The sequence below is a fragment of the Stenotrophomonas sp. 610A2 genome (assembly GCF_030549615.1).
Lineage (GTDB): Bacteria > Pseudomonadota > Gammaproteobacteria > Xanthomonadales > Xanthomonadaceae > Stenotrophomonas > Stenotrophomonas pigmentata.
The window spans coordinates 3,948,368-3,968,201 of sequence record NZ_CP130832.1 but is presented as its reverse complement, the minus strand read 5'-3'; the positions used below and the strand labels follow the sequence as shown (position 1 = coordinate 3,968,201).

20 protein-coding genes are annotated in these 19,834 nt (G+C 62.6%); 17 read left to right on the top strand and 3 right to left on the bottom strand.

What is annotated here, in order from left to right:
- Positions 1-23 precede the first annotated feature (23 nt).
- The 3 genes from Q5Z11_RS17550 to Q5Z11_RS17540 all read left to right on the top strand — a co-directional run bounded on the left by Q5Z11_RS17550 (position 24) and on the right by Q5Z11_RS17540 (position 2,525).
- Entirely contained in the window at positions 24-818 is a 795-nt protein-coding gene (locus Q5Z11_RS17550; RefSeq protein ID WP_303747581.1) for a MetQ/NlpA family ABC transporter substrate-binding protein, read from the top strand.
- A 314-nt stretch (positions 819-1,132) separates the two neighbouring features.
- Positions 1,133-1,696, top strand: coding sequence for a DUF1453 domain-containing protein (locus Q5Z11_RS17545; protein ID WP_303747580.1), 564 nt, complete (start codon positions 1,133-1,135; stop codon positions 1,694-1,696).
- A gap of 64 nt (positions 1,697-1,760) precedes the next feature.
- Complete coding sequence (locus Q5Z11_RS17540; RefSeq protein ID WP_303747579.1) at positions 1,761-2,525, top strand: YiiX/YebB-like N1pC/P60 family cysteine hydrolase; 765 nt, start codon at positions 1,761-1,763, stop codon at positions 2,523-2,525.
- Between the two features lie 169 nt (positions 2,526-2,694).
- Here the strand turns inward: Q5Z11_RS17540 and Q5Z11_RS17535 are convergent, their stop codons facing one another.
- Positions 2,695-3,333, bottom strand: coding sequence for an OmpW/AlkL family protein (locus Q5Z11_RS17535; protein ID WP_303747578.1), 639 nt, complete (start codon positions 3,331-3,333; stop codon positions 2,695-2,697).
- A gap of 200 nt (positions 3,334-3,533) precedes the next feature.
- Between Q5Z11_RS17535 and Q5Z11_RS17530 the strand changes: the two genes are divergently transcribed.
- The 4 genes from Q5Z11_RS17530 to lpdA all read left to right on the top strand — a co-directional run bounded on the left by Q5Z11_RS17530 (position 3,534) and on the right by lpdA (position 8,474).
- Positions 3,534-4,097, top strand: coding sequence for a DNA-deoxyinosine glycosylase (locus Q5Z11_RS17530; RefSeq protein ID WP_303747577.1), 564 nt, complete (start codon positions 3,534-3,536; stop codon positions 4,095-4,097).
- A 179-nt stretch (positions 4,098-4,276) separates the two neighbouring features.
- The gene (locus Q5Z11_RS17525; protein WP_303747576.1) at positions 4,277-5,653 is read left to right on the top strand and encodes a dihydrolipoyllysine-residue acetyltransferase; all 1,377 of its coding nucleotides are present in this window, start codon (positions 4,277-4,279) and stop codon (positions 5,651-5,653) included.
- Between the two features lie 5 nt (positions 5,654-5,658).
- Positions 5,659-6,306 (top strand): hypothetical protein, encoded by a 648-nt coding sequence (locus tag Q5Z11_RS17520; RefSeq protein ID WP_303747575.1) that lies wholly within the window; start codon positions 5,659-5,661, stop codon positions 6,304-6,306.
- A 17-nt stretch (positions 6,307-6,323) separates the two neighbouring features.
- Entirely contained in the window at positions 6,324-8,474 is a 2,151-nt protein-coding gene (gene lpdA / locus Q5Z11_RS17515; protein WP_303747574.1) for a dihydrolipoyl dehydrogenase, read from the top strand.
- A gap of 202 nt (positions 8,475-8,676) precedes the next feature.
- On the opposite strand, the gene Q5Z11_RS17510 is transcribed toward lpdA, so the two are convergent.
- The gene (locus tag Q5Z11_RS17510; RefSeq protein ID WP_303747573.1) at positions 8,677-9,501 is read right to left on the bottom strand and encodes a hypothetical protein; all 825 of its coding nucleotides are present in this window, start codon (positions 9,499-9,501) and stop codon (positions 8,677-8,679) included.
- Positions 9,502-9,930: 429 nt separating this feature from the next.
- Between Q5Z11_RS17510 and Q5Z11_RS17505 the strand changes: the two genes are divergently transcribed.
- The 10 genes from Q5Z11_RS17505 to Q5Z11_RS17460 all read left to right on the top strand — a co-directional run bounded on the left by Q5Z11_RS17505 (position 9,931) and on the right by Q5Z11_RS17460 (position 19,380).
- Positions 9,931-10,296, top strand: coding sequence for a hypothetical protein (locus Q5Z11_RS17505; protein ID WP_211263663.1), 366 nt, complete (start codon positions 9,931-9,933; stop codon positions 10,294-10,296).
- A 24-nt stretch (positions 10,297-10,320) separates the two neighbouring features.
- A complete protein-coding gene (gene atpB / locus Q5Z11_RS17500) occupies positions 10,321-11,118 on the top strand; it encodes a F0F1 ATP synthase subunit A (protein ID WP_282273293.1) in 798 nt (265 codons plus the stop codon).
- A gap of 75 nt (positions 11,119-11,193) precedes the next feature.
- A complete protein-coding gene (gene atpE / locus Q5Z11_RS17495) occupies positions 11,194-11,496 on the top strand; it encodes a F0F1 ATP synthase subunit C (RefSeq protein WP_054661978.1) in 303 nt (100 codons plus the stop codon).
- Between the two features lie 111 nt (positions 11,497-11,607).
- A complete protein-coding gene (locus Q5Z11_RS17490) occupies positions 11,608-12,078 on the top strand; it encodes a F0F1 ATP synthase subunit B (RefSeq protein WP_282272812.1) in 471 nt (156 codons plus the stop codon).
- 3 nt (positions 12,079-12,081) lie between these two features.
- Complete coding sequence (locus tag Q5Z11_RS17485) at positions 12,082-12,609, top strand: F0F1 ATP synthase subunit delta (protein WP_293715042.1); 528 nt, start codon at positions 12,082-12,084, stop codon at positions 12,607-12,609.
- 44 nt (positions 12,610-12,653) lie between these two features.
- Positions 12,654-14,201 carry a F0F1 ATP synthase subunit alpha gene (gene atpA / locus Q5Z11_RS17480; protein ID WP_282272809.1) on the top strand — a complete coding sequence of 516 codons (1,548 nt, stop codon included), beginning with the start codon at positions 12,654-12,656 and terminating at the stop codon, positions 14,199-14,201.
- 77 nt (positions 14,202-14,278) lie between these two features.
- Positions 14,279-15,142, top strand: coding sequence for a F0F1 ATP synthase subunit gamma (atpG, locus tag Q5Z11_RS17475; protein WP_057626866.1), 864 nt, complete (start codon positions 14,279-14,281; stop codon positions 15,140-15,142).
- 38 nt (positions 15,143-15,180) lie between these two features.
- Positions 15,181-16,587 carry a F0F1 ATP synthase subunit beta gene (gene atpD, locus Q5Z11_RS17470; RefSeq protein ID WP_282272807.1) on the top strand — a complete coding sequence of 469 codons (1,407 nt, stop codon included), beginning with the start codon at positions 15,181-15,183 and terminating at the stop codon, positions 16,585-16,587.
- Between the two features lie 83 nt (positions 16,588-16,670).
- Entirely contained in the window at positions 16,671-17,093 is a 423-nt protein-coding gene (locus Q5Z11_RS17465; RefSeq protein ID WP_062167007.1) for a F0F1 ATP synthase subunit epsilon, read from the top strand.
- A 79-nt stretch (positions 17,094-17,172) separates the two neighbouring features.
- On the top strand, positions 17,173-19,380 hold the full coding sequence (locus Q5Z11_RS17460) for a hypothetical protein (RefSeq protein ID WP_303747572.1): 2,208 nt from the start codon (positions 17,173-17,175) through the stop codon (positions 19,378-19,380).
- A gap of 11 nt (positions 19,381-19,391) precedes the next feature.
- On the opposite strand, the gene Q5Z11_RS17455 is transcribed toward Q5Z11_RS17460, so the two are convergent.
- Complete coding sequence (locus Q5Z11_RS17455) at positions 19,392-19,775, bottom strand: GtrA family protein (RefSeq protein WP_303747571.1); 384 nt, start codon at positions 19,773-19,775, stop codon at positions 19,392-19,394.
- Positions 19,776-19,834: the final 59 nt, after the last annotated feature.

Genomic DNA, 19,834 nt, shown 5'->3' with positions numbered 1-19,834 from the left:
TTCCCCACGGGATCTCGTTACCGATGAACAAGCTGCTCACCTTTCCCCTGATTGCCGCCGTGCTGGCCCTGTCTGCCTGCGGCAAGCCTGCCGCCGACGAGTCCAAGCTGGTGGTCGCCGCCACCGCCGTGCCGCATGCCGAGATTCTGCAGGTGGTCAAGCCGCTGCTGGAGAAGGAAGGCGTCAAGCTCGACGTGCGCGTGTTCAACGACTACGTGCAGCCCAATGACCAGCTGGTGCAGAAGCAGGTGGACGTCAATTACTTCCAGACCGAGCCTTACCTCAAGGCTTACAACCTGGACCGCAAGACCGATCTGGTCACCGTCACCGGCGTGCATATCGAGCCGTTCGGTGCCTATTCGCGTCGCTTCAAGTCGCTGGCTGAACTGCCCAACGGCGCTGACGTGGTGATCCCGAATGACCCCAGCAACAACAGCCGCGCGCTGATCCTGCTGGACACCGCCGGTGTCATCAAGCTCAAGGACCCGAGCAACGCATTGTCCACCCAACGTGACATCACCGAGAACCCGAAGCAGCTCAAGTTCCGCGAGCTGGATTCGGCGATGCTGCCGCGCGTGCTGGACCAGGTCGATCTGGCCCTGATCAACACCAATTACGCGCTGGATGCCGGCCTGAACCCGACCAAGGACGCACTGGCGATTGAAAGCAGCGAGTCGCCGTACGTGAACTTCCTGGTCGCGCGCCCGGACAACAAGGATGACGCCCGCGTGCAGAAGCTGGCCAAGGCTCTGACCAGTCCGGAAGTGAAGGCTTTCATCGAGCAGAAGTACAAGGGCGCGGTACTGCCGGCGTTCTAAGCTTCACCGCTGGACCGGGACTGCCCTGTAGTGCCGAGCCATGCTCGGCAGGGGCTCTACCGGCAGCCCAATGTGGGAGCGGCGTAAGCCGCGAAGCCGATATCGCCACAGGTGCGCGCGACGTTGCGATCCGGTGGTGCGCTTGCTTCGTGGCTTACGCCGCTCCTACAGGTTTGGGGCCCGGTAAAGCCCCTGCCGAGCATGGCTCGGCACTACGGGTTGGGAATGCTGGTAAAGCCTCTGCCGAGCATGGCTCGGCACTACCGGTATTCGGCATGGCGTAATCTTTGGGCCTGCATCAACGGATCAGGCCCATGCCACTGCTGTTCGCTCTGCCGCTGGCGATACTGGTTTTCGTCGCGATCATGTTGCTGCTGATGCCGCTGTCGCTGTGGCAGCGCGTGCGCAGCGGAGGCGCGCGCCGGCAGGCGCGGCCCTGGCTGATCATCTTCAACTACTGGGCGACGCTGGTGTCCACCGGCCTGTTCGCGGTGTTCGTCGGCATCGCCGGCTTCTGGTGGCCGGGCGCCTGGTCCTACGCCGCGCTGGGCTGGTTGGCAGGCCTGCTGGTCGGTGTGCTCGGCCACTACCTGACCCGCTTCGAGCCCGGCCCGGAGGCGCTGCATTACATGCCCAATACCTGGCTGGTGCTGGCGTTGACCGCAATGATCGTGGTGCGCGTGGTCGCCGGCATGGTGCAGGGCTGGCAGGCATCGGTGAACAGCGTGCCGTGGCCGGAATCGGGTTGGCTCAGCCATGCCGGTCTGCTGGCGATGGCGGCCTTGCTGCTCGGTTATGCGGGCATGTACGCCTGGCTGCTGCGGCGTAGGGTTCGCCATCATCAACGCTACCGCGGCTTTGACCGCAGCCCGCGCTGAGCTTGTGACCGATGGCGGGCGGGGGCTGTCACGGCTAGTCTGGTGCGGACACTGACGGAGATCGTTGATGGGTTTGCTGCAGTTTTTCGGGCGCCGCTTGGCGCACTTCCTGGCACAGCCACGCGCCAACCAGATGCGGCCGTCCACCAGCGACCCGGCCATGTTGCTGAGTACCTTGCGGCGTGGTGATGTGTTGCTGGTAGAGGGCAATAGCCGCTTCTCCACAGCAATCAAATACCTGAGCCAGTCCACCTGGTCGCATGCGGCGCTGTACATCGGCGAAGAGCCGCTACTGGAAGGTGGCAAGCCGCAGCCGATGCTGATCGACGTGGATGTGGAACAAGGCGTGCGGCGGATACCGCTGACCGAATTCGCCAATCAGCACACCCGCATCTGTCGTCCGCAGGGTTTGTCGCCGGTGGTGGTGGATCAGCTGGTGGGCTTCATGCGGGCAAGGCTGGGTTACAGCTATGACCTGAAGAACGTGTTCGATCTGGCGCGTTACCTGATCAGGCAGCCGCCAGTGCCCGGTCATATGCGTCGGCGCCTGATCGCGCTGGGCAGTGGTGAGCCGACCAAGGCCATCTGTTCGACCTTGCTGGCGCAGGCCTTCGAGTCGATCCGCTACCCGATCCTGCCGGAGATCGAGACGGTGCTGGCGCAGGTAGGTGGCGCCGAGCAGTCGCAGGAGATCCTGCATATCCGCAACTACAGCCTGTACACGCCGCGCGACTTCGATGTGTCGCCGTTCTTCGATGTGGTGAAGCCCCGGCTACAGCACAACTTCGATTATCTGGCGCTGCAGTGGAGTGATGACGGCAGCCCATGATCCCCCCCTCCCTTGCCCCGTAGGGGCAGGGGAGGGCTGGGGAGGGGTAGCTCTTGCTCCGGCTTTGGCTTTGATCAGCGACATAAAAAAAAACGGGCCGCGAACGGCCCGTGTTTCACTTACTACCACTGCATTGAATCTACAACGGTGTTGCCAGGAACGTTGTCGCTTAGAAGCGTGCACCCAGGCCGAAGCCCACGGTCCACGGATCCAGCTTCAGCTCGCCTGCATTCTGGCCAGCAATGCGCAGGTCAGGGCGCGACTGCATGTAACGTGCGTCAGCGCGGGCAAACCAGGTCGAGTTGATGTTCATGTCGACGCCGACGGTGCCGATTGCGCCCTTGGCGGTTTCAACGCCAACGTGGTTGCCGGTGCTGCTCAGGCCGTCGATCTTCTCGTTGCTGAAGTTCGACTCGTAGTAACCCAGGCCAACGAACGGACGGAACACGTTGTCCGCCTGGCCGAAGTGGTACTGCGCGCTCAGTGCAAGCGGCTGCTGCTCGACGCTGCCAACCTTGGCGCCGCCATCGGTGCGCACGCGGTGGTCGAACTTGTCGGCTGCGCCCCACAGTTCAACGGCGAAGTTGTCGTTGAAGTAGTAGCTGGCGCTGATCGTCGGTGCCGGGCCGCCATCGACTTTGCCAATACCGTCGATCGGATCGTTCTTCGGCTGCAGCAGGCTGATGCCGCCAACCACGGCAAAATGCTTGCCTGATGCGGTATCGCCATTGCCATCCTGCGCAAATGCGGTGGAAGACAGCGCCAGTGCGCCGAGCGTGGCAAGGCTGAGAATTTTGATGGAACGCATGACTAACTCCTCGTGTTGCGATCAGGACTACGTTGTTATCAAGGCCCTCGTTATGGGGCGTGGCCACCCTAACGATGGCAAGATGAATCGCTCTAAACGCAGGGGTTTTTCAGTACTACTGCGTTCAGCGAAAAACAGAGGGATCCCATGGACACGAAGCTTCAACAAAAATTTCCATTCACGATGTTGTGCTGCGCGTGATGAGTGGTGATCTGCTGCAGGGCCTGCCAGCGCAGGTGAATGCCGCTTGCCGCGTGCTGGTGCTGGGCTCGATGCCAGGTGCGATATCACTTGATGAATCGCGTTATTACGCGCATCCACGCAATCGCTTCTGGCCGTTGATGGCGGCGTTGTGCGGCTTCGATGCGCAGCTGCCTTATCCACAGCGTATGCAGTGCCTGCAACAAGCCGGCGTTGGCTTATGGGATGTGATCGGGCAATGCCAGCGCGCCGGCAGTCTGGATGCGGCCATCGTGCGCGGCAGCGAAGTGCCAAATCCGATTGCACCGCTGCTGGCCGGTCTGCCCGAGCTGCGGGCCATCGCCTGTAACGGCGCTGCGGCACACAGTGCGTTCCAGCGATGGATCGCACCGGCTTTGCCGCCTTTGGCGGCTGCGCTGCCGGTACTGGCCCTGCCTTCGACCAGTCCGGCCAATGCGGCGTGGTCGTTGCCGCGCCTGACTGGGCAGTGGCAAGCGCTGCAGCCTTGGTTGAATGCGCCAAACACGGTGGTATCGCCTGCAACAAATGGTTTGGCTGGCTAGGACAGGCAAGACAGTCTGCAACGCACAAACCGCGCCCGGGGACGGAAAATACGGCCGTCACGACGGATCTGGCGCGGCCTTGTCCGGGGACATACGCAGGCGAATTCGCTTGTAGCGGTTGGCGCTGCGGCCCGCTAACGCCACAATAGGGGATTCCCTCATTGTTGCTGGAGTAGTTCATGGCCGAAATCAAGGAAGCACTTGTCCCCGATATCGGTGACTACAGCGACATTCCGGTGATCGAAGTGCTGGTCGCGGTTGGCGATACGGTCAAGAAGGACCAGGGTCTGGTCACGCTGGAGTCGGACAAGGCGACGATGGAAGTACCGTCGGCCTACGCCGGTGTGGTCAAGGAATTGAAGGTCAAGGTCGGTGACGGCCTGTCCGAGGGCAAGGTCGTGGCCCTGATCGAAGTCAGCGAAGAGGCTGCCAAGCCCGCCGCCGCTGCCGCGCCGGCTGCTCCGGCCAAGGTCGAAGCCGCTGTCGAGACCGGCACCAAGGTCGAGCCGGTGGCGGTTGCCCCGGTCGCCGACAAGCTGGCCCAGCGCGAAATCGCCCAGGAAGACGCGGTCACCACCAGCAAGCCGGCCACCCCGCCGGTGCAGTTCAACGCCGAAGGCGTGCTGCCGGCCAATGTGCCGTATGCCAGCCCGGCCGTGCGCGTGTTCGCCCGTGAACTGGGCGTGGACCTGCAGCAGGTCAAGGGCACCGAGAAGGGCGGCCGCATCACCAAGGGCGACGTGCAGAAGTTCGTCAAGGGCGCACTGTCCGGTGGCGTTGTTGCCAGCGCCGGTGCTCCGGCTGCTGCCGGTGGCGGCCTGAACCTGCTGCCGTGGCCGAAGGTCGACTTCAGCAAGTTCGGCGAGACCGAAGTGGTGCAGCTGTCGCGCATCAAGAAGATCTCCGGCGCCAACCTGGCCCGCAACTGGGCGATGATCCCGCACGTCACCCAGTTCGAGCAGGCTGACATCACCGATCTGGAAGGCCTGCGCGTGGCCCTGAACAAGGAAAACGAGAAGGCTGGCATCAAGCTGACCATGCTAGCCTTCCTGATCAAGGCCAGCGCCGCCGCGCTGAAGAAATTCCCCGAGTTCAACGCTTCGCTGGATGCCAGCGGCGAGAACCTGACCCTGAAGAAGTACTTCAACATCGGCTTTGCCGCTGATACGCCGAGCGGCCTGGTCGTGCCGGTGATCCGTGACGTCGACAAGAAGGGCGTGGTGCAGATCGCCCAGGAAAGCGGTGAACTGGCCAAGAAGGCGCGTGACGGCAAGCTCGGCCCGGCTGACATGAGCGGCGGCTGCTTCTCGATCAGCTCGCTGGGCGGCATTGGTGGCACCGCCTTCACCCCGATCGTGAATGCGCCGGAAGTGGCCATCCTCGGTGTCTCCAAGTCGTCCATCCAGCCGGTCTGGAACGGCAAGGAATTCGCCCCGAAGCTGATGCTGCCGCTGTCGCTGAGCTACGACCACCGCGTCATCGACGGCGCCCTGGCGGCCCGTTTCACCACCTACCTGTCGCAGGTGCTGGCCGACATGCGGCGCGTGCTGCTGTGACGCCAGTGGCGCCACGACGCGCCCTGCTGGCGCTGGTGCTGGCTGCCCTGACGGGCCCGGCGCTGGCCGCCAGCCAGTGCCTGCCGGTGGTCGGCGAGGGTTGGCCGCCGGCGGTGGGCAACTACGGCCAGGCCGCGACCAGTCTGCTTGGTGGCCAGGCCGAAGATGGTCTGTCGCTGTTGGTGTTGCCGGCCCGAGGGGTGGAATCGCAGGTGCTGCTGCGCCGCGATGCCGCCACCGGCGGCTGGATGGTGCTGGCCGGCATGGCCGACAAGCGTATCTACAGCTGGAGCACCACGGGCGGGCGCGGTGGCGTCAACCTGCAGCTGGACCAGGAGCCCGAGTTCGCCCAGGCGCCATTGCCCGATGCACTGGCGCAGCGCCTGGTCGAGGTCTGGGGCAAGGCCCTGGCCTCGTCCGAGGTGGCGGCACGTGCGCCGGTCACCGATGGCGAGGTGCTGTCCTTCACCGTCAACGGTGAGCGTTACAGCGGTCAACGGCCGACGTGCGGCCAGCTTGAAGCGCTGCAGGAACAGGCGGCGCTGCTGACCGAACTGGCCCACAGCAAAGACAAAAAGTACGAGAAGCGCTACGCCAACATCGAACGCGCGCTCGACAAGATGCATGAACGGCTTGTCGGCGACGCCGGCTGAGCCCACAGGAGAAAACAATGGCGACGATTGAAATCAAGGTTCCGGACATTGGCGACTACAACGACGTGCCGGTGATCGAGATTCTGGTGGCCGTGGGCGACACGGTGAAGAAGGACCAGGGTCTGGTCACGCTGGAGTCGGACAAGGCCACGCTGGAAGTGCCGTCCTCGGCCGCGGGTGTGGTCAAGGAAATCAAGGTCAAGCTCGACGACAAACTGTCCGAGGGCGATGTGGTGGTGATCCTGGAAGCCGAAGGCGAGGGCGCTGCCCCGGTCGCGGCGCCAGCCCCGGCTGCCGCTCCCGCACCGGCTGCACAGCCCGCCGCTGCAGCCGCTCCGGCAGCCGTCAGCGCGCCGGTTGCCGCTGCTGCCCCGGCTGCATCCGGCCCGATCGAGGTCAAGGTGCCGGATATCGGCGATTACCAGAACGTGCCGGTGATCGAGATCCTGGTCGCTGTCGGCGACACGGTGAAGAAGGACCAGGGCCTGGTCACGCTGGAATCGGACAAGGCGACGCTGGAAGTGCCGTCCTCGGCCGATGGTGTGGTCAAGGAAATCAAGGTCAAGCTCGATGACAAGCTGTCGGTTGGTGACGTGGTGGTGGTGCTGGAAGGCGCTGCTGGCGCCGCACCGGCTGCTGCCAAGGCGGCCCCGGGCAGCAAGCCGCCGGTGACCCCGTCGCACCGCGCGCCGGACCCGGCGGTCGCCGCCAAGGCGCTGCCGTCCAGCGGCCGCACTGCCGACATCGAGTGCCGCATCGTGGTGCTGGGCGCAGGCCCGGGCGGCTATACCGCTGCCTTCCGCGCTGCCGACCTGGGCATGGATACCGTGTTGATCGAGCGTTACGCCAGCCTCGGCGGCGTCTGCCTCAACGTCGGCTGCATCCCGTCCAAGGCGCTGCTGCACGCCGCTGAAATCATCGATCACGCCGCGCATGCCGACGAACTGGGCATCGAATACGGCGCGCCGAAGATCAGCCTGGACAAGCTGCGCGGTTACAAGGAAAAGGTCGTCGGTCAGCTGACCAAGGGCCTGGCCGGCATGGCCAAGCAGCGCAAGATCCGCACCGTGCACGGTCTGGCCAAGTTCGTCTCGGCCAATGAGCTGGAGATCGTCGGCGACGACGGCAAGACCCAGCTGCTGCGCTTCGAGCAGTGCATCATCGCTGCCGGTTCGCAGGCGGTGAAGCTGCCGAACTTCCCGTGGGAAGACAAGCGCGTGATGGACTCCACCGATGCACTGGAACTGGCTGAAGTGCCGGGTTCGCTGCTGGTTGTGGGCGGCGGCATCATCGGCCTGGAAATGGCGACCGTGTACAGCGCCCTGGGTTCCAAGGTGACCGTGGTCGAGTTCATGGACCAGCTGATGCCGGGCGCCGACAAGGACCTGGTAAAGCCGCTGGCCGACCGCCTGAAGAAGCAGGGCATCGAAGTTCATCTGAAGACCAAGGCTTCGGGCGTCAGCGCCGATGCCAAGGGCATCACCGTGACCTTCGAAGCCGCCACCGAAGGCGAGAAGCCGGCGATGGAAAGCGGCACGTTTGATCGCGTGCTGGTCGCCGTCGGCCGCTCGGCCAACGGCAAGAAGATCGATGCCGACAAGGCTGGCGTCGAAGTCACCGACCGTGGCTTCATTCCGGTTGATCGGCAGATGCGCACCAACGTGCCGCACATCTTTGCCATCGGCGACATCGTTGGTAACCCGATGCTGGCGCACAAGGCCACGCACGAAGGCAAGCTGGCTGCTGAAGTTGCCTTCGGCGAGAAGAAGGAATGGGTCGCGCGGGTGATTCCGTCGGTGGCGTACACCAACCCGGAAATCGCCTGGGTTGGCGTCACCGAGACCGAGGCCAAGGCCAAGGGTTTGAAGGTAGGCGTGGCCAAGTTCCCGTGGGCGGCCAGTGGTCGCGCAATTGGTATTGCCCGCACCGAAGGCTTCACCAAGCTGATCTTCGACGAAGAAACCCACCGCGTGATCGGTGGAGCCATCGTCGGCGTGCATGCCGGTGAATTGCTGGCCGAGATCGGCCTGGCCATCGAGATGGGTGCGGAGGCCGAGGACATCGGCCACACCATCCACGCGCATCCGACCTTGAGTGAGTCGGTAGCGATGGCCTCGGAGATCTACGACGGCACCATCACCGATCTGTATATCCCGAAGAAGAAGTAATCGAAGATTGAAAAGGGCCGCTAAGCGGCCCTTTTCATTTGTGCGCGATGTATAGAGCGCAGCGATGCTTCATTTGTAGAGCCGAGCCATGCTCGGCTGAGGCGTTACCGGTGGTGCTTCATTTGTAGTGCCGAGCCATGCTCGGCAGAAGCCTTCCCGGTATAGCCCCTGCCGAGCATGGCTCGGCACTACAGGTGGCGCGTCAGAACGACAAACTCACACCCGCAACCGGGCCCTTGAACTCCTGCTTCAAACCGATCACACCGTCGCTGCCTTTCTGGTCAACATCCAGCTTGAACCAGTCATAGCCGGCGAAGATGCCGAAGTTCTTGTTGAAGTTGTATTGCACGATTGCGTTGGCGCGGCTCAGGTCGCCCTTATAGTCGTCGAAGTTGCCCCAGCTGGTATTGAGGTACTGGCCCTGCAGGTTGATCAGCCAGTTCTCCGAGGGAGTGAAGGTCAGGCGCGCGCCAACCACCGGTGCGATGCCGTCGGCCTTCTCGTTGAGGAAGCGGCCCTGGTAGACATCACCGACATCGGCGTAAGCGTCGGCGCTGATCTTGGCGTACTCGGCACCAAGCTGCAGGCCGAAATCAAAGCGATCACCGTCGACCACCGAGTAGTCGTAAACCAGCGTTGCAACCTGGTACTTCAATTCACCCTTCACGAAGCTGCCTGCGGGCACCGTGGTGTCGCCCCAGCTGATGCCTTCATCCAGCGTCTCGCGGCGGTCCTTGTCGTACTTGAAGTAATCGAAGATCAGGCGCTGGCGGTCGCTGATGCGGAACAGGCCGTCGATGCGTGGCTCCCATTCCTTGCCGCCGAGGCTGAAATCCTCCGACAGATCCACGTCCTGGCCGGCAACCGTGGTGCTGCCGCGGATGGTGTTGTCGGTGTCGATGTTCATCGCGCCAAGCCGCACGGTGAAGCGCGGGTCGCCTTCGGCGGCGTGCGCGGGTAACGAATGGGTCAGGGCCAGTGCCAGTGCACATGGAGCCAGTGCGAGAATGAAGCGGTGATTGCGCATGCCATTGCCTGCTTGTTGCTTTGGAGCAACTGACCATCGCCGATCCGATGTAGAGAACGGTGAGCGCAGCGTGCAGACAATGTGTAGGCGGGGATCAATTGCGGCGAGGTGGTGCCGCCGAGGGCGTGCGACACCACCTCACCCGAGCCTGCGCACGCGCCCGACGAGGTAGCGGGTGGCGGACTGCGTAGGTCTGACCGGCGGGGCGGGGGGAAGTTCCCGTGCTGCGGTGCAATATTTATTGTCCCGCGGACTTGCTCGATGGCCGCGCATTGGGGGAAAAAACGTGATATTGCGGCAACTTGCATAGTCAAATGGGGACAAATGCCGGTTGTCTCGCAAATTGTCCCGCTGTTATACTTTCGCGGCTCGACGAGACGCCTTTGCGCGATTCGGCTCTTCCCTTTACCTGAAGCAGGACACTTTGACGTGCTGAACTCCGTTGACGCGGGTCGGCGACTGATGTTGCGCGCCGCGGTATACCCGCTGGTCGCAGTGGTGGTCCTGGCTCTGGCCTTCCTCTTCGTGGGGCCAAAGCATGCGCTGGGCGCCCTTGTTTCGGGCCTGGCGGTGGTAGCAGGGACGGCGCTGGCCGCGTGGGTAGGGCTCGGTGGCGGCGTTCAGGCCGCTGGTTCAGCAATGGTCCGCCTGTTCCTGGGGTTCGTGCTGAAGATTGTGCTGATTGTTGCCGTACTGGGAATGGCTTTTTTCTGGTGGCGACTTCCTCCTTTGGCACTGCTGGCGGCAATTCCAGTGGCGCTGATGTTCCAGGTTCTGGCTCTGGCCAGACGTTGATTCACTCATAAAGGTTCCGGACACATGGCGGGCGAGGCTCTAACTCCTACCACGTACATCCAGCATCACCTGCAGAATCTGACCGCTCCGGTCGGTGAGGGCGGTGGTTTCTGGATGATCCACGTCGATACCATCGTCACCGCGGTCCTGATGGGCCTGCTGATGGTGTTCGCCTTCTGGATGGCAACCCGCAAGGCCACCGCCGGCGTGCCGGGCAAGTGGCAAGCGTTCGTTGAAATCTGCCTGGAGTTCGTTGACCGCCAGGCCAAGGACACCTACCACGGCAAGAGCAAGCTGATCACGCCCATCGCGATCACCATCTTCTTCTGGATCCTGTTGATGAACCTCATCAAGATGATCCCGGCCGATTTCATCGCCAAGCCGCTTGAGCTGGCAGGCATCCATTACTGGAAGCCGGTGCCGACCGCCGACGTCAATGCCACCCTGGGCATGTCGATCAGCGTGTTCATCCTGATGATCTTCTTCGCGCTGAAGTCCAAGGGCATCGGCGGTTTCGTCAAGGAATTCCTGACGGCCCCGTTCGGCAAGTGGATGATGCCGTTCAACCTGATCCTCAACATCGTCGAGTGGCTGAGCAAGCCGATCTCCCTGGCGATGCGACTGTTCGGCAACATGTTCGGCGGCGAAATCGTTTTCCTGCTGATCTGGGTGCTGGGCGGTGCCGGCGTGTTCGGTGCCGTTGCCGGTGGCGTGTTCGGCTTCGGCTGGATGCTGTTCCACCTGCTGGTGATCCCGCTGCAGGCCTTCATCTTCATGATGTTGACCATCGTGTACTTGAGCCTGTCGGAAGACAGTCACTAAAGTTACAAGCTTCACCCAGTTTCAACCTTCATCCGTTTCATCACCCTTAGCTACTTAAAGTTCCTGGAGATAACCATGTACTTCGCCGTCCTGACCAACCTCGCCCAAGTTCAGAGCTCCACCGCCCTTGCCGTCGGCATCATGATCGGCCTGGCCGCACTGGGCGCTGGCCTCGGTCTGGCCATCATGGCTGGTAAGTTCCTGGAGTCGGCCGCTCGCCAGCCGGAACTGATCCCGGTCCTGCAGGTCCGCATGTTCATCACCGCCGGCCTGATCGACGCCGCGTTCATCATTTCGGTCGCCGTTGGCCTGCTGCTGGCCTTCGCCAACCCGCTGGCTGCTGCTCTGCTGGCCGAAGCCGCCAAGCTGGCAGGCTGATCCAGCTGCAGTGAGACGGTCGGGTGCCTGTCGGCGCCCGACTTCGGATGAAGGTTCGGTTGCGCCGCCTTGGCGGCGCAGCCACCCCCGACACCAGCGATCGAGCTAATCATGAATATCAATCTCACCCTCTTTGCACAGGCCCTGGCCTTTGCGTTGCTGATCTGGATCATCGCGACCAAGATCTGGCCGCCGTTGTTGAAGGCCATTGAAGAGCGCCAGCAGAAGATCGCTGAGGGCTTGGCCGCTGCCGACCGCAGCCAGAAAGATCTGGCGCAGGCGGAAGTAAAGGTCAACGAGGCACTGAAAGAAGCCCGTGGCAAGGCCAACGAGATCATCGACCAGGCGCATGCCCGTGCGAACCAGATCGTTGAAGCCGCCAAGAACGAAGCCATCGCCGAAGCCACCCGCCAGAAAGAACTGGCCCAGGCTGAAATCGACGCTGCCGCCAACCGTGCCCGCGAAGATCTGCGCAAGCAGGTGTCCGCCCTGGCCGTGACCGGTGCCGAAAAGCTGCTCAAGCGCGAAATCGATGCCAACGCCCACAAGGCGCTGCTCGACGAGCTGGCTGCGGAGATCTGATCGATGAGCCAGGCCCTCACGCTTGCCCGCCCGTACGCCCGCGCCGCTTTCGCGATTGCGCGTGAGGAAGGCAAGTTCGCGCCGTGGTCGGACGCGCTTGCGTTCTCCGCCCGCGTTGCAGCCGATCCGCGCGTGTCGGCCTTGCTGTCGAATCCGCAGCTGAGCCGCGGCGATGCCGTCGCCCTGCTGACCCCGGACGCGACCAGCGAGACCTACGGTCGCTTCCTGGCCCTGCTGGCCGAAGGCCGCCGCCTGCAGCAACTGCCGGAAATTTCCGGTTTGTTCGAGCAGCTGCGCGCTGAAGCCGAACACGTGGTCAAGGCCACCGTCACCTCGGCCGCCGAACTGTCGGGCGAGGAACTGGACAAGATCAAGGCTGCGCTGCGCAAGCGTTTCGGCCGCGACGTCGAGGTATCGACCGCGGTGGACGCTTCGCTGATCGGCGGCGCCGTGATCGATGCCGGCGACGTGGTCATCGATGGCTCGCTCAAGGGCAAGCTGTCGCGCCTGCAGACCGCGCTCGCACACTGAATTCACATTACCGTCCGGCCACAAGCCGGCACTAGGACTTGACGATGGCTACCACGCTCAACCCCTCTGAAATCAGCGAACTGATCAAGACCCGCATCGAGAAGGTCGCCCTGTCCGCGGAATCGCGCAACGAAGGCACCGTCACCAGCGTGTCCGACGGCATCGTGCGCATCTTCGGTCTGGCCGACGTGATGCAGGGCGAAATGATCGAACTGCCGAACAACACCTTTGCCCTGGCACTGAACCTGGAGCGCGACTCGGTCGGCGCCGTGGTCCTGGGCGACTACCAGAACCTGCGCGAAGGCGACGTGGCCAAGACCACCGGCCGCATCCTGGAAGTGCCGGTTGGCCCGGAAATGCTCGGCCGCGTTGTCAACGCGCTGGGTGAGCCGATCGACGGCAAGGGCCCGCTGGGCACCGCGCTGACCGCCCCGGTGGAGCGTGTTGCTCCGGGCGTGATCTGGCGCAAGTCGGTCGACCAGCCGGTGCAGACCGGTTACAAGTCGGTTGACTCGATGATCCCGATCGGCCGTGGCCAGCGCGAGCTGATCATCGGTGACCGCCAGACCGGCAAGACCGCGATGGCGATCGATGCCGTGATCAACCAGAAGGGCACCGGCATCAAGTGCGTGTACGTAGCGATCGGCCAGAAGGCCTCGACCGTTGCCAACATCGTGCGCAAGCTGGAAGAGAACGGCGCCCTGGCCCACACCGTGGTCGTGGCTGCCACCGCTTCCGAATCGGCTGCGATGCAGTACATCAGCGCCTACGCTGGCTGCACCATGGGTGAGTACTTCATGGACCGCGGCGAAGACGCCCTGATCGTGTACGACGATCTGTCCAAGCAGGCTGTTGCCTACCGCCAGATCTCGCTGCTGCTGAAGCGCCCGCCGGGCCGCGAAGCCTACCCGGGTGACGTGTTCTACCTGCACTCCCGCCTGCTCGAGCGCGCTGCTCGCGTGTCGGAAGAGTATGTCGAGAAGTTCACCAACGGCGCCGTCACCGGCAAGACCGGTTCGCTGACCGCACTGCCGATCATCGAAACCCAGGCTGGCGACGTTTCCGCGTTCGTTCCGACCAACGTGATCTCGATCACCGACGGCCAGATCTTCCTGGAAACCGACCTGTTCAACGCCGGTATCCGTCCGGCCGTCAACGCCGGTATCTCGGTGTCGCGCGTCGGTGGCTCGGCCCAGACCAAGATCATCAAGAAGCTGTCCGGCGGCATCCGTATCTCGCTGGCCCAGTACCGTGAGCTGGCTGCGTTCGCGCAGTTCGCTTCCGACCTTGACGAAGCCACCCGCAAGCAGCTGGAGCGCGGTCAGCGCGTCACCGAGCTGATGAAGCAGAAGCAGTACGCACCGATGTCGATCGCCGACCAGGCGCTGTCGATCTACGCCGTCAACGAGGGCTTCCTCGACGACGTGCCGGTCAACAAGCTGCTCTCGTTCGAAGCCGGCCTGCACGCCCACTTCGCCAACACCGCAGGTGAGTTGACCTCCAAGATCAACAGCACCGGCGCCTGGAACGACGACATCGAAGCTGCCTTCAAGAAGGGCATCGCCGATTTCAAGAGCACCGGCACCTGGTAAGAGCGTATGTAGAGCGGAGCCTTGCTCCGCTTCACACTGATAAAGCGGGGCACAGCCCCGCTCTACGGGAATAAGAGATGGCAAGCGGACGCGAAATCAAAACCAAGATCAAGAGCGTGCAGAACACCCGCAAGGTGACGCGCGCGCTCGAAATGGTCTCGGCCTCCAAGATCCGCAAGGCGCAGGATCGGATGAAGACCTCGCGTCCGTACGCGCAGGCGATGAAGCAGGTGATCGGTCACCTGGCCCAGGCCAGCACCGATTTCCAGCACCCGTTCCTGGTCGAGCGTGAGCAGGTCAAGCGCGTGGGTTACATCGTGATCTCCTCCGATCGCGGTCTGGCCGGCGGCCTGAACAACAACCTGTTCCGCAAGACGGTCGCGGAAATGCGCGACTGGCAGGACAAGGGCGCCGAGATCGACGTGGTGACCGTTGGCCAGAAGGCCGGCGCGTTCTTCCGTCGCGTCAACGTCAACATGGCCGCCTCGGTGGCCAACATCGGCGACCAGCCCAAGCTGGAAACGCTGATCGGCGTGATCAAGGTCATGCTGGATGCCTTCACCGAAGGCAAGGTTGACCGCGTCTACCTGGTCTACAACCGCTTCATCAACACGATGACGCAGAAGGCCAGCTTCGACCAGCTGCTGCCGTTGCCGGCCGCCGAAAAGCAGGTGGCTTCGCACGACTGGGATTACCTGTACGAGCCTGACGCGGCAACCGTGCTTGAGCACGTGATCACCCGCTACATCGAATCGTTGGTGTATCAGGCGGTGCTGGAGAATGTTGCCTCCGAGCACGCAGCTCGCATGGTGGCGATGAAGGCGGCAAGCGACAACGCGAACAAGATGATCGGAACCCTGCAGCTGGTCTACAACAAGGCCCGCCAGGCAGCGATCACCCAGGAAATCTCCGAAATCGTCAGCGGCGCGGCAGCGGTCTAACGCGCGCAGTCAACAGCACACATTTAGAGGATGCAGCAATGAGTCAGGGCAAGATCGTTCAGATCATCGGCGCGGTCGTCGACGTCGAATTCCCGCGCACCGACGTGCCGAAGGTGTACGACGCGCTGAAGGTCGACAACACCGAAATCACGCTGGAAGTCCAGCAGCAGCTGGGTGACGGTATCGTCCGCGCGATTGCGCTGGGCTCGACCGACGGCCTGAAGCGTGGCCTGGTTGCCACCAACACCAACCGCGCCATCTCGGTGCCGGTCGGTGCTGGCACCCTGGGCCGCATCATGGACGTGCTGGGTCGCCCGATCGACGAAGCCGGCCCGGTGCAGGCTTCGGACAGCTGGGAAATCCACCGTTCGGCCCCGTCGTATGAAGACCAGTCTTCCTCGACCGAGCTGCTGGAAACCGGCATCAAGGTCATCGACCTGATGTGCCCGTTCGCCAAGGGCGGCAAGGTCGGCCTGTTCGGCGGCGCCGGCGTAGGCAAGACCGTCAACATGATGGAGCTGATCAACAACATCGCCAAGGCGCACAGCGGTCTGTCCGTGTTCGCCGGCGTGGGTGAGCGTACCCGTGAGGGCAACGACTTCTACCACGAAATGAAGGACTCCAACGTCCTCGACAAGGTGGCGATGGTGTACGGCCAGATGAACGAGCCGCCGGGCAACCGTCTGCGCGTCGCATTGACCGGCCTGACCATGGCGGAGTACTTCCGTGATGAGAAGGACGCCAGCGGCAAGGGCAAGGACGTGCTGCTGTTCGTCGACAACATCTACCGTTACACCCTGGCCGGTACCGAAGTGTCGGCACTGCTGGGTCGTATGCCGTCGGCCGTGGGTTACCAGCCGACCCTGGCTGAGGAAATGGGCGTCCTGCAGGAGCGCATCACCTCGACCAAGTCCGGCTCGATCACCTCGATCCAGGCCGTGTACGTGCCCGCCGATGACTTGACCGATCCGTCGCCGGCCACCACGTTCGCCCACTTGGATTCGACCGTGACCCTGTCGCGTTCGATCGCCTCGCTGGGTATCTACCCGGCCGTGGATCCGCTGGACTCGACCTCGCGTCAGATGGATCCGCAGGTCATCGGTACCGAGCACTACGACACCGCACAGCGCGTCCAGCAGACCCTGCAGAAGTACAAGGAACTGAAGGACATCATTGCCATCCTGGGTATGGACGAACTGTCCCAGGAAGACAAGGAAGCCGTGTCGCGCGCCCGTAAGATCGAGCGCTTCTTCAGCCAGCCGTTCCACGTGGCCGAAGTGTTCACCGGCTCGCCGGGCAAGTACGTGCCGCTGAAGGACACCATCCGTGGCTTCAAGGCCATCGTCGATGGCGAATACGACCACCTGCCGGAGCAGGCGTTCTACATGGTCGGCGGCATCGAAGAAGCGGTCGAGAAGGCCAAGAAGATGGCTGAAAAGGCCTAATCACCACGTAGGGCGGAGCGTGCTCCGCCCACGCGGCAACCTGCGGTGGGCGCAGGCCCACCCAACCAGGCGAAGAGAGATCCATGAGCACCATCCGTTGCGACATCGTCAGTGCCGAGCAGCAGATCTTCAGCGGCGAAGCGACCCTGGTCGTGGCCACCGGTGAGCTGGGCGAGCTGGGCATCGCGCCCAAGCACGCACCGCTGATCACCCGTCTGAAGCCGGGCAAGGTCGTGGTTACCACCGCTGCAGGCGAGCACCTGGATTTCGCCATTTCCGGCGGCATCCTGGAAGTACAGCCGCAGGTCGTGACCGTGCTGGCTGACACCGCCATCCGCGCCACCGACATCGATGAAGCATCGGTGCGCAAGGCCAAGGAAGAAGCAGAGCGCGTGCTGGCGCACCGTGGCGAAGCCATGGAACTGGCCGAGGCACAGCAGAAGCTGGCCGAGATCACCGCCCAGCTGCAAGCCCTGGAGCGTCTGCGCCGCAACCTCAAGCACTGAGGCTGCGAACGAGCACGATCAAAAAAATGCCGGCCACTTTGGCCGGCATTTTCATATATCAAGCAAGGACGGGGAAAGGATGGACCACGGCGTGCATGCGGTGACGAACGGAAGCGTCTGGCAGTGGTTGAAGCGCTCAACGGATGCCAAGTTGGGCGCGGTTTGGATGCTGCTATCCCTGCCATGGTTGAGTGGCATCCGCTCGATTCCATTCGATGCAGTGCAGCAGTTCTTCCCGGCCGTGAGCTTCGCAGCAGCGCAGTTCCGCCAATTGGCGGCACCTTGGTGGAATCCGTATCTGTACGGGGGGTATCCGCAGCTGGCTGACCCGCAGATGATGACCCTGCAGCCGACCATGGTCGTTCCAATGATGTTGGCGCCCACGTCGCTGCATTGGTTCGGCTTCGTGGTGATGCTGCATGTGCTGCTCGCTGGCTTGGGTGCACTGCGTGTTGCGCGCCACTACCAGCTTCAGCAGTTGCCGCAGCTGTTGTTCGCCGTCGTGATCATGTTCGGTGGCGTAGCCGCATCTCGGCTGCAGCACACACCGATGATCATCACCTATTGCATGTTGCCGTGGCTCTGGCTCGCACTCTCGCGCTTGCGCAAGGAGCAGCACTGGGCCGACGCGGTACTCGCTGGCATCGTCGGTGGGTTGTGCGCTCTGCAACTGACGCAGGTAACTTACTTTGTCATTGTTGGTTGCATCGCTTATGCGACAGGCGCGGTTGCGTTGGCCGGGAAGCGGCGATGGTTGTTGGTGCTCCAGCTCGCGTTGGTTGCGTTGTTGGCATGTCTCATCAGTGCGCCGCAATGGCTGTCGACGCTTGCATATCTGGGGGAGACCAACCGCATCCAGATGTCATTGGATGCCGCGGCGGATGGCGCGTTGCACTGGCAATCCGTTGTAACCGTGCTTTCGGGGGGCTTCTTCTCGCAGGGCCGCGGAGAGAGCTGGGCTTTCGGCGATATAACCACGGACTACCTGTACTTTGGTGCCGCGCCATTGGCACTGTGGCTGCTGTGGGGAGGGCAGGTTGTACGGAATCAGCCCGGTCGTGCGCGTTTGGCGCTGCTGGTCCTGGTAGGTGCCGTGGTATTTGCTGTCGGCCGGACAACGCTTCTTTTCCCTTGGTTGTTCTCATGGTTGCCGGGATTGGATTTGTTCCGGCGGCCAAGCGATGCGCTGTTCTTGACGGTGCCTGCGGCTGCGTGGCTGGCTGCGCAGGCGATGCAGCAGGCACTGCGGGATCGACAGCTTGTCCCGCATTGGCCGTCCATTATTGTTGTGGGGGTACTGCTGCTCCTCGCATGCGGGCTGGCATGGAGTAACCGCCGCCCGCTGGGGCTGCTGTGGATTTTGGTAACGGTGCTGCTGGGCGCAATGGTGGTTCGGCAAATGCGGCTTCCAGTAGTCAAGGCAGGTGCAGTGATTGGCTTGATCATTCTGGACATGTTGCTGTTCAACATCTCGACGAAGTTCAATTCGTTGAGCATGAAGCGGCAAGACATGGCCTCAGAGCGCGCTGGGCGCGGACATGAGGCCTATCGCTTTCTGGTGGTAAAGCAATCGGACGGCATACCCGAGCGAGCCGCTGTCTTCGGGATTGATCTGCTCACTAACGGTGCGGCAGTCCATGGGCTTGCCTTGGTCAATGGTTACAACCCGTTACAGGACATGGCGTACCTGACGATGGTCGGAATGCCAGAGAGTCCCATGGGTGATGTCGGAAGCAAACGAGCTACCGAATGGGCCCCGGATTTCCACGCCCCTGTGTATGACCTGCTCGGCCTGCATTGGATCCTGGCGTCCATGCCTTTTGAAGGAGCCAAGCCCATTGGCCCATCGTTACAGGTTCTGGAGCGGGACACGATATTACCGCGGCTCCTGAATCCTCGGACCGTCAAGCGCCATGCTGGCCGCTACCCACCGGCTGTGGAGTTCAATCAGACCAATTTCACCGACACACAGTGGTTACCGATGGAAGCAGCCACCACCTGCCCAGATGTGGAAAGTGGGCGTGCGGAGATGGTCGTTCGGCGCTACGAAGCCAGCAAGATGATTCTGCATGTGAAGGCTGAGTCACCTGCTTGGGTCGTCATCAATGAGATCAACGCCCCAGGCTGGGTGGCGGAGGTCGCCGACATGCGTTTGCCAGTTCAGCAAGGCAATGGGCTGTTCCGGGCAGTTTGCGTTCCCGCAGGCGAGCACGAGCTGATGCTGCGATACAGCCCCCTGCAACTATGGCGGGTCGGCTTGCTTGAGCGTTCACGCGGGGATGGTTGACGACTTGGCGCTCAACGGAACACTACGTGGCGGAACAGAACGAAGCTGACGACGGCCAAGCAGCCTTCGACGATAGGCTTTGCAAGCCACGCAAGCTGTATGCCCAGGCTTTGGGCCGCCCAGTTGACCGCCCAGGTACTGAATATGGTCATTGGCAACCACACTGCCAGAAAGCAGAGTAAGCGCCTCCAGCCGTGCGACTGAATGCCATTCTGGGCGAACGTGTAGCGTCCGTTGAGCCAGAAACCAAGCAAGGCACCACTGACACGACCGATTACATTCCCGGGGGCGACGGGAATGCCTGCAGCAGTCGCCACGACGAAGACAATCCAGTCCAGCAGCAGCTGCAGCAGGCCAATGGCGACGTACTGGCTGCCTTGGCGGAACAGGCTCATTGAATCGGTGGCTCCTGCGGGTGGCCTGCAATGCTAACCCCATGCGCTTAGAATCCAGA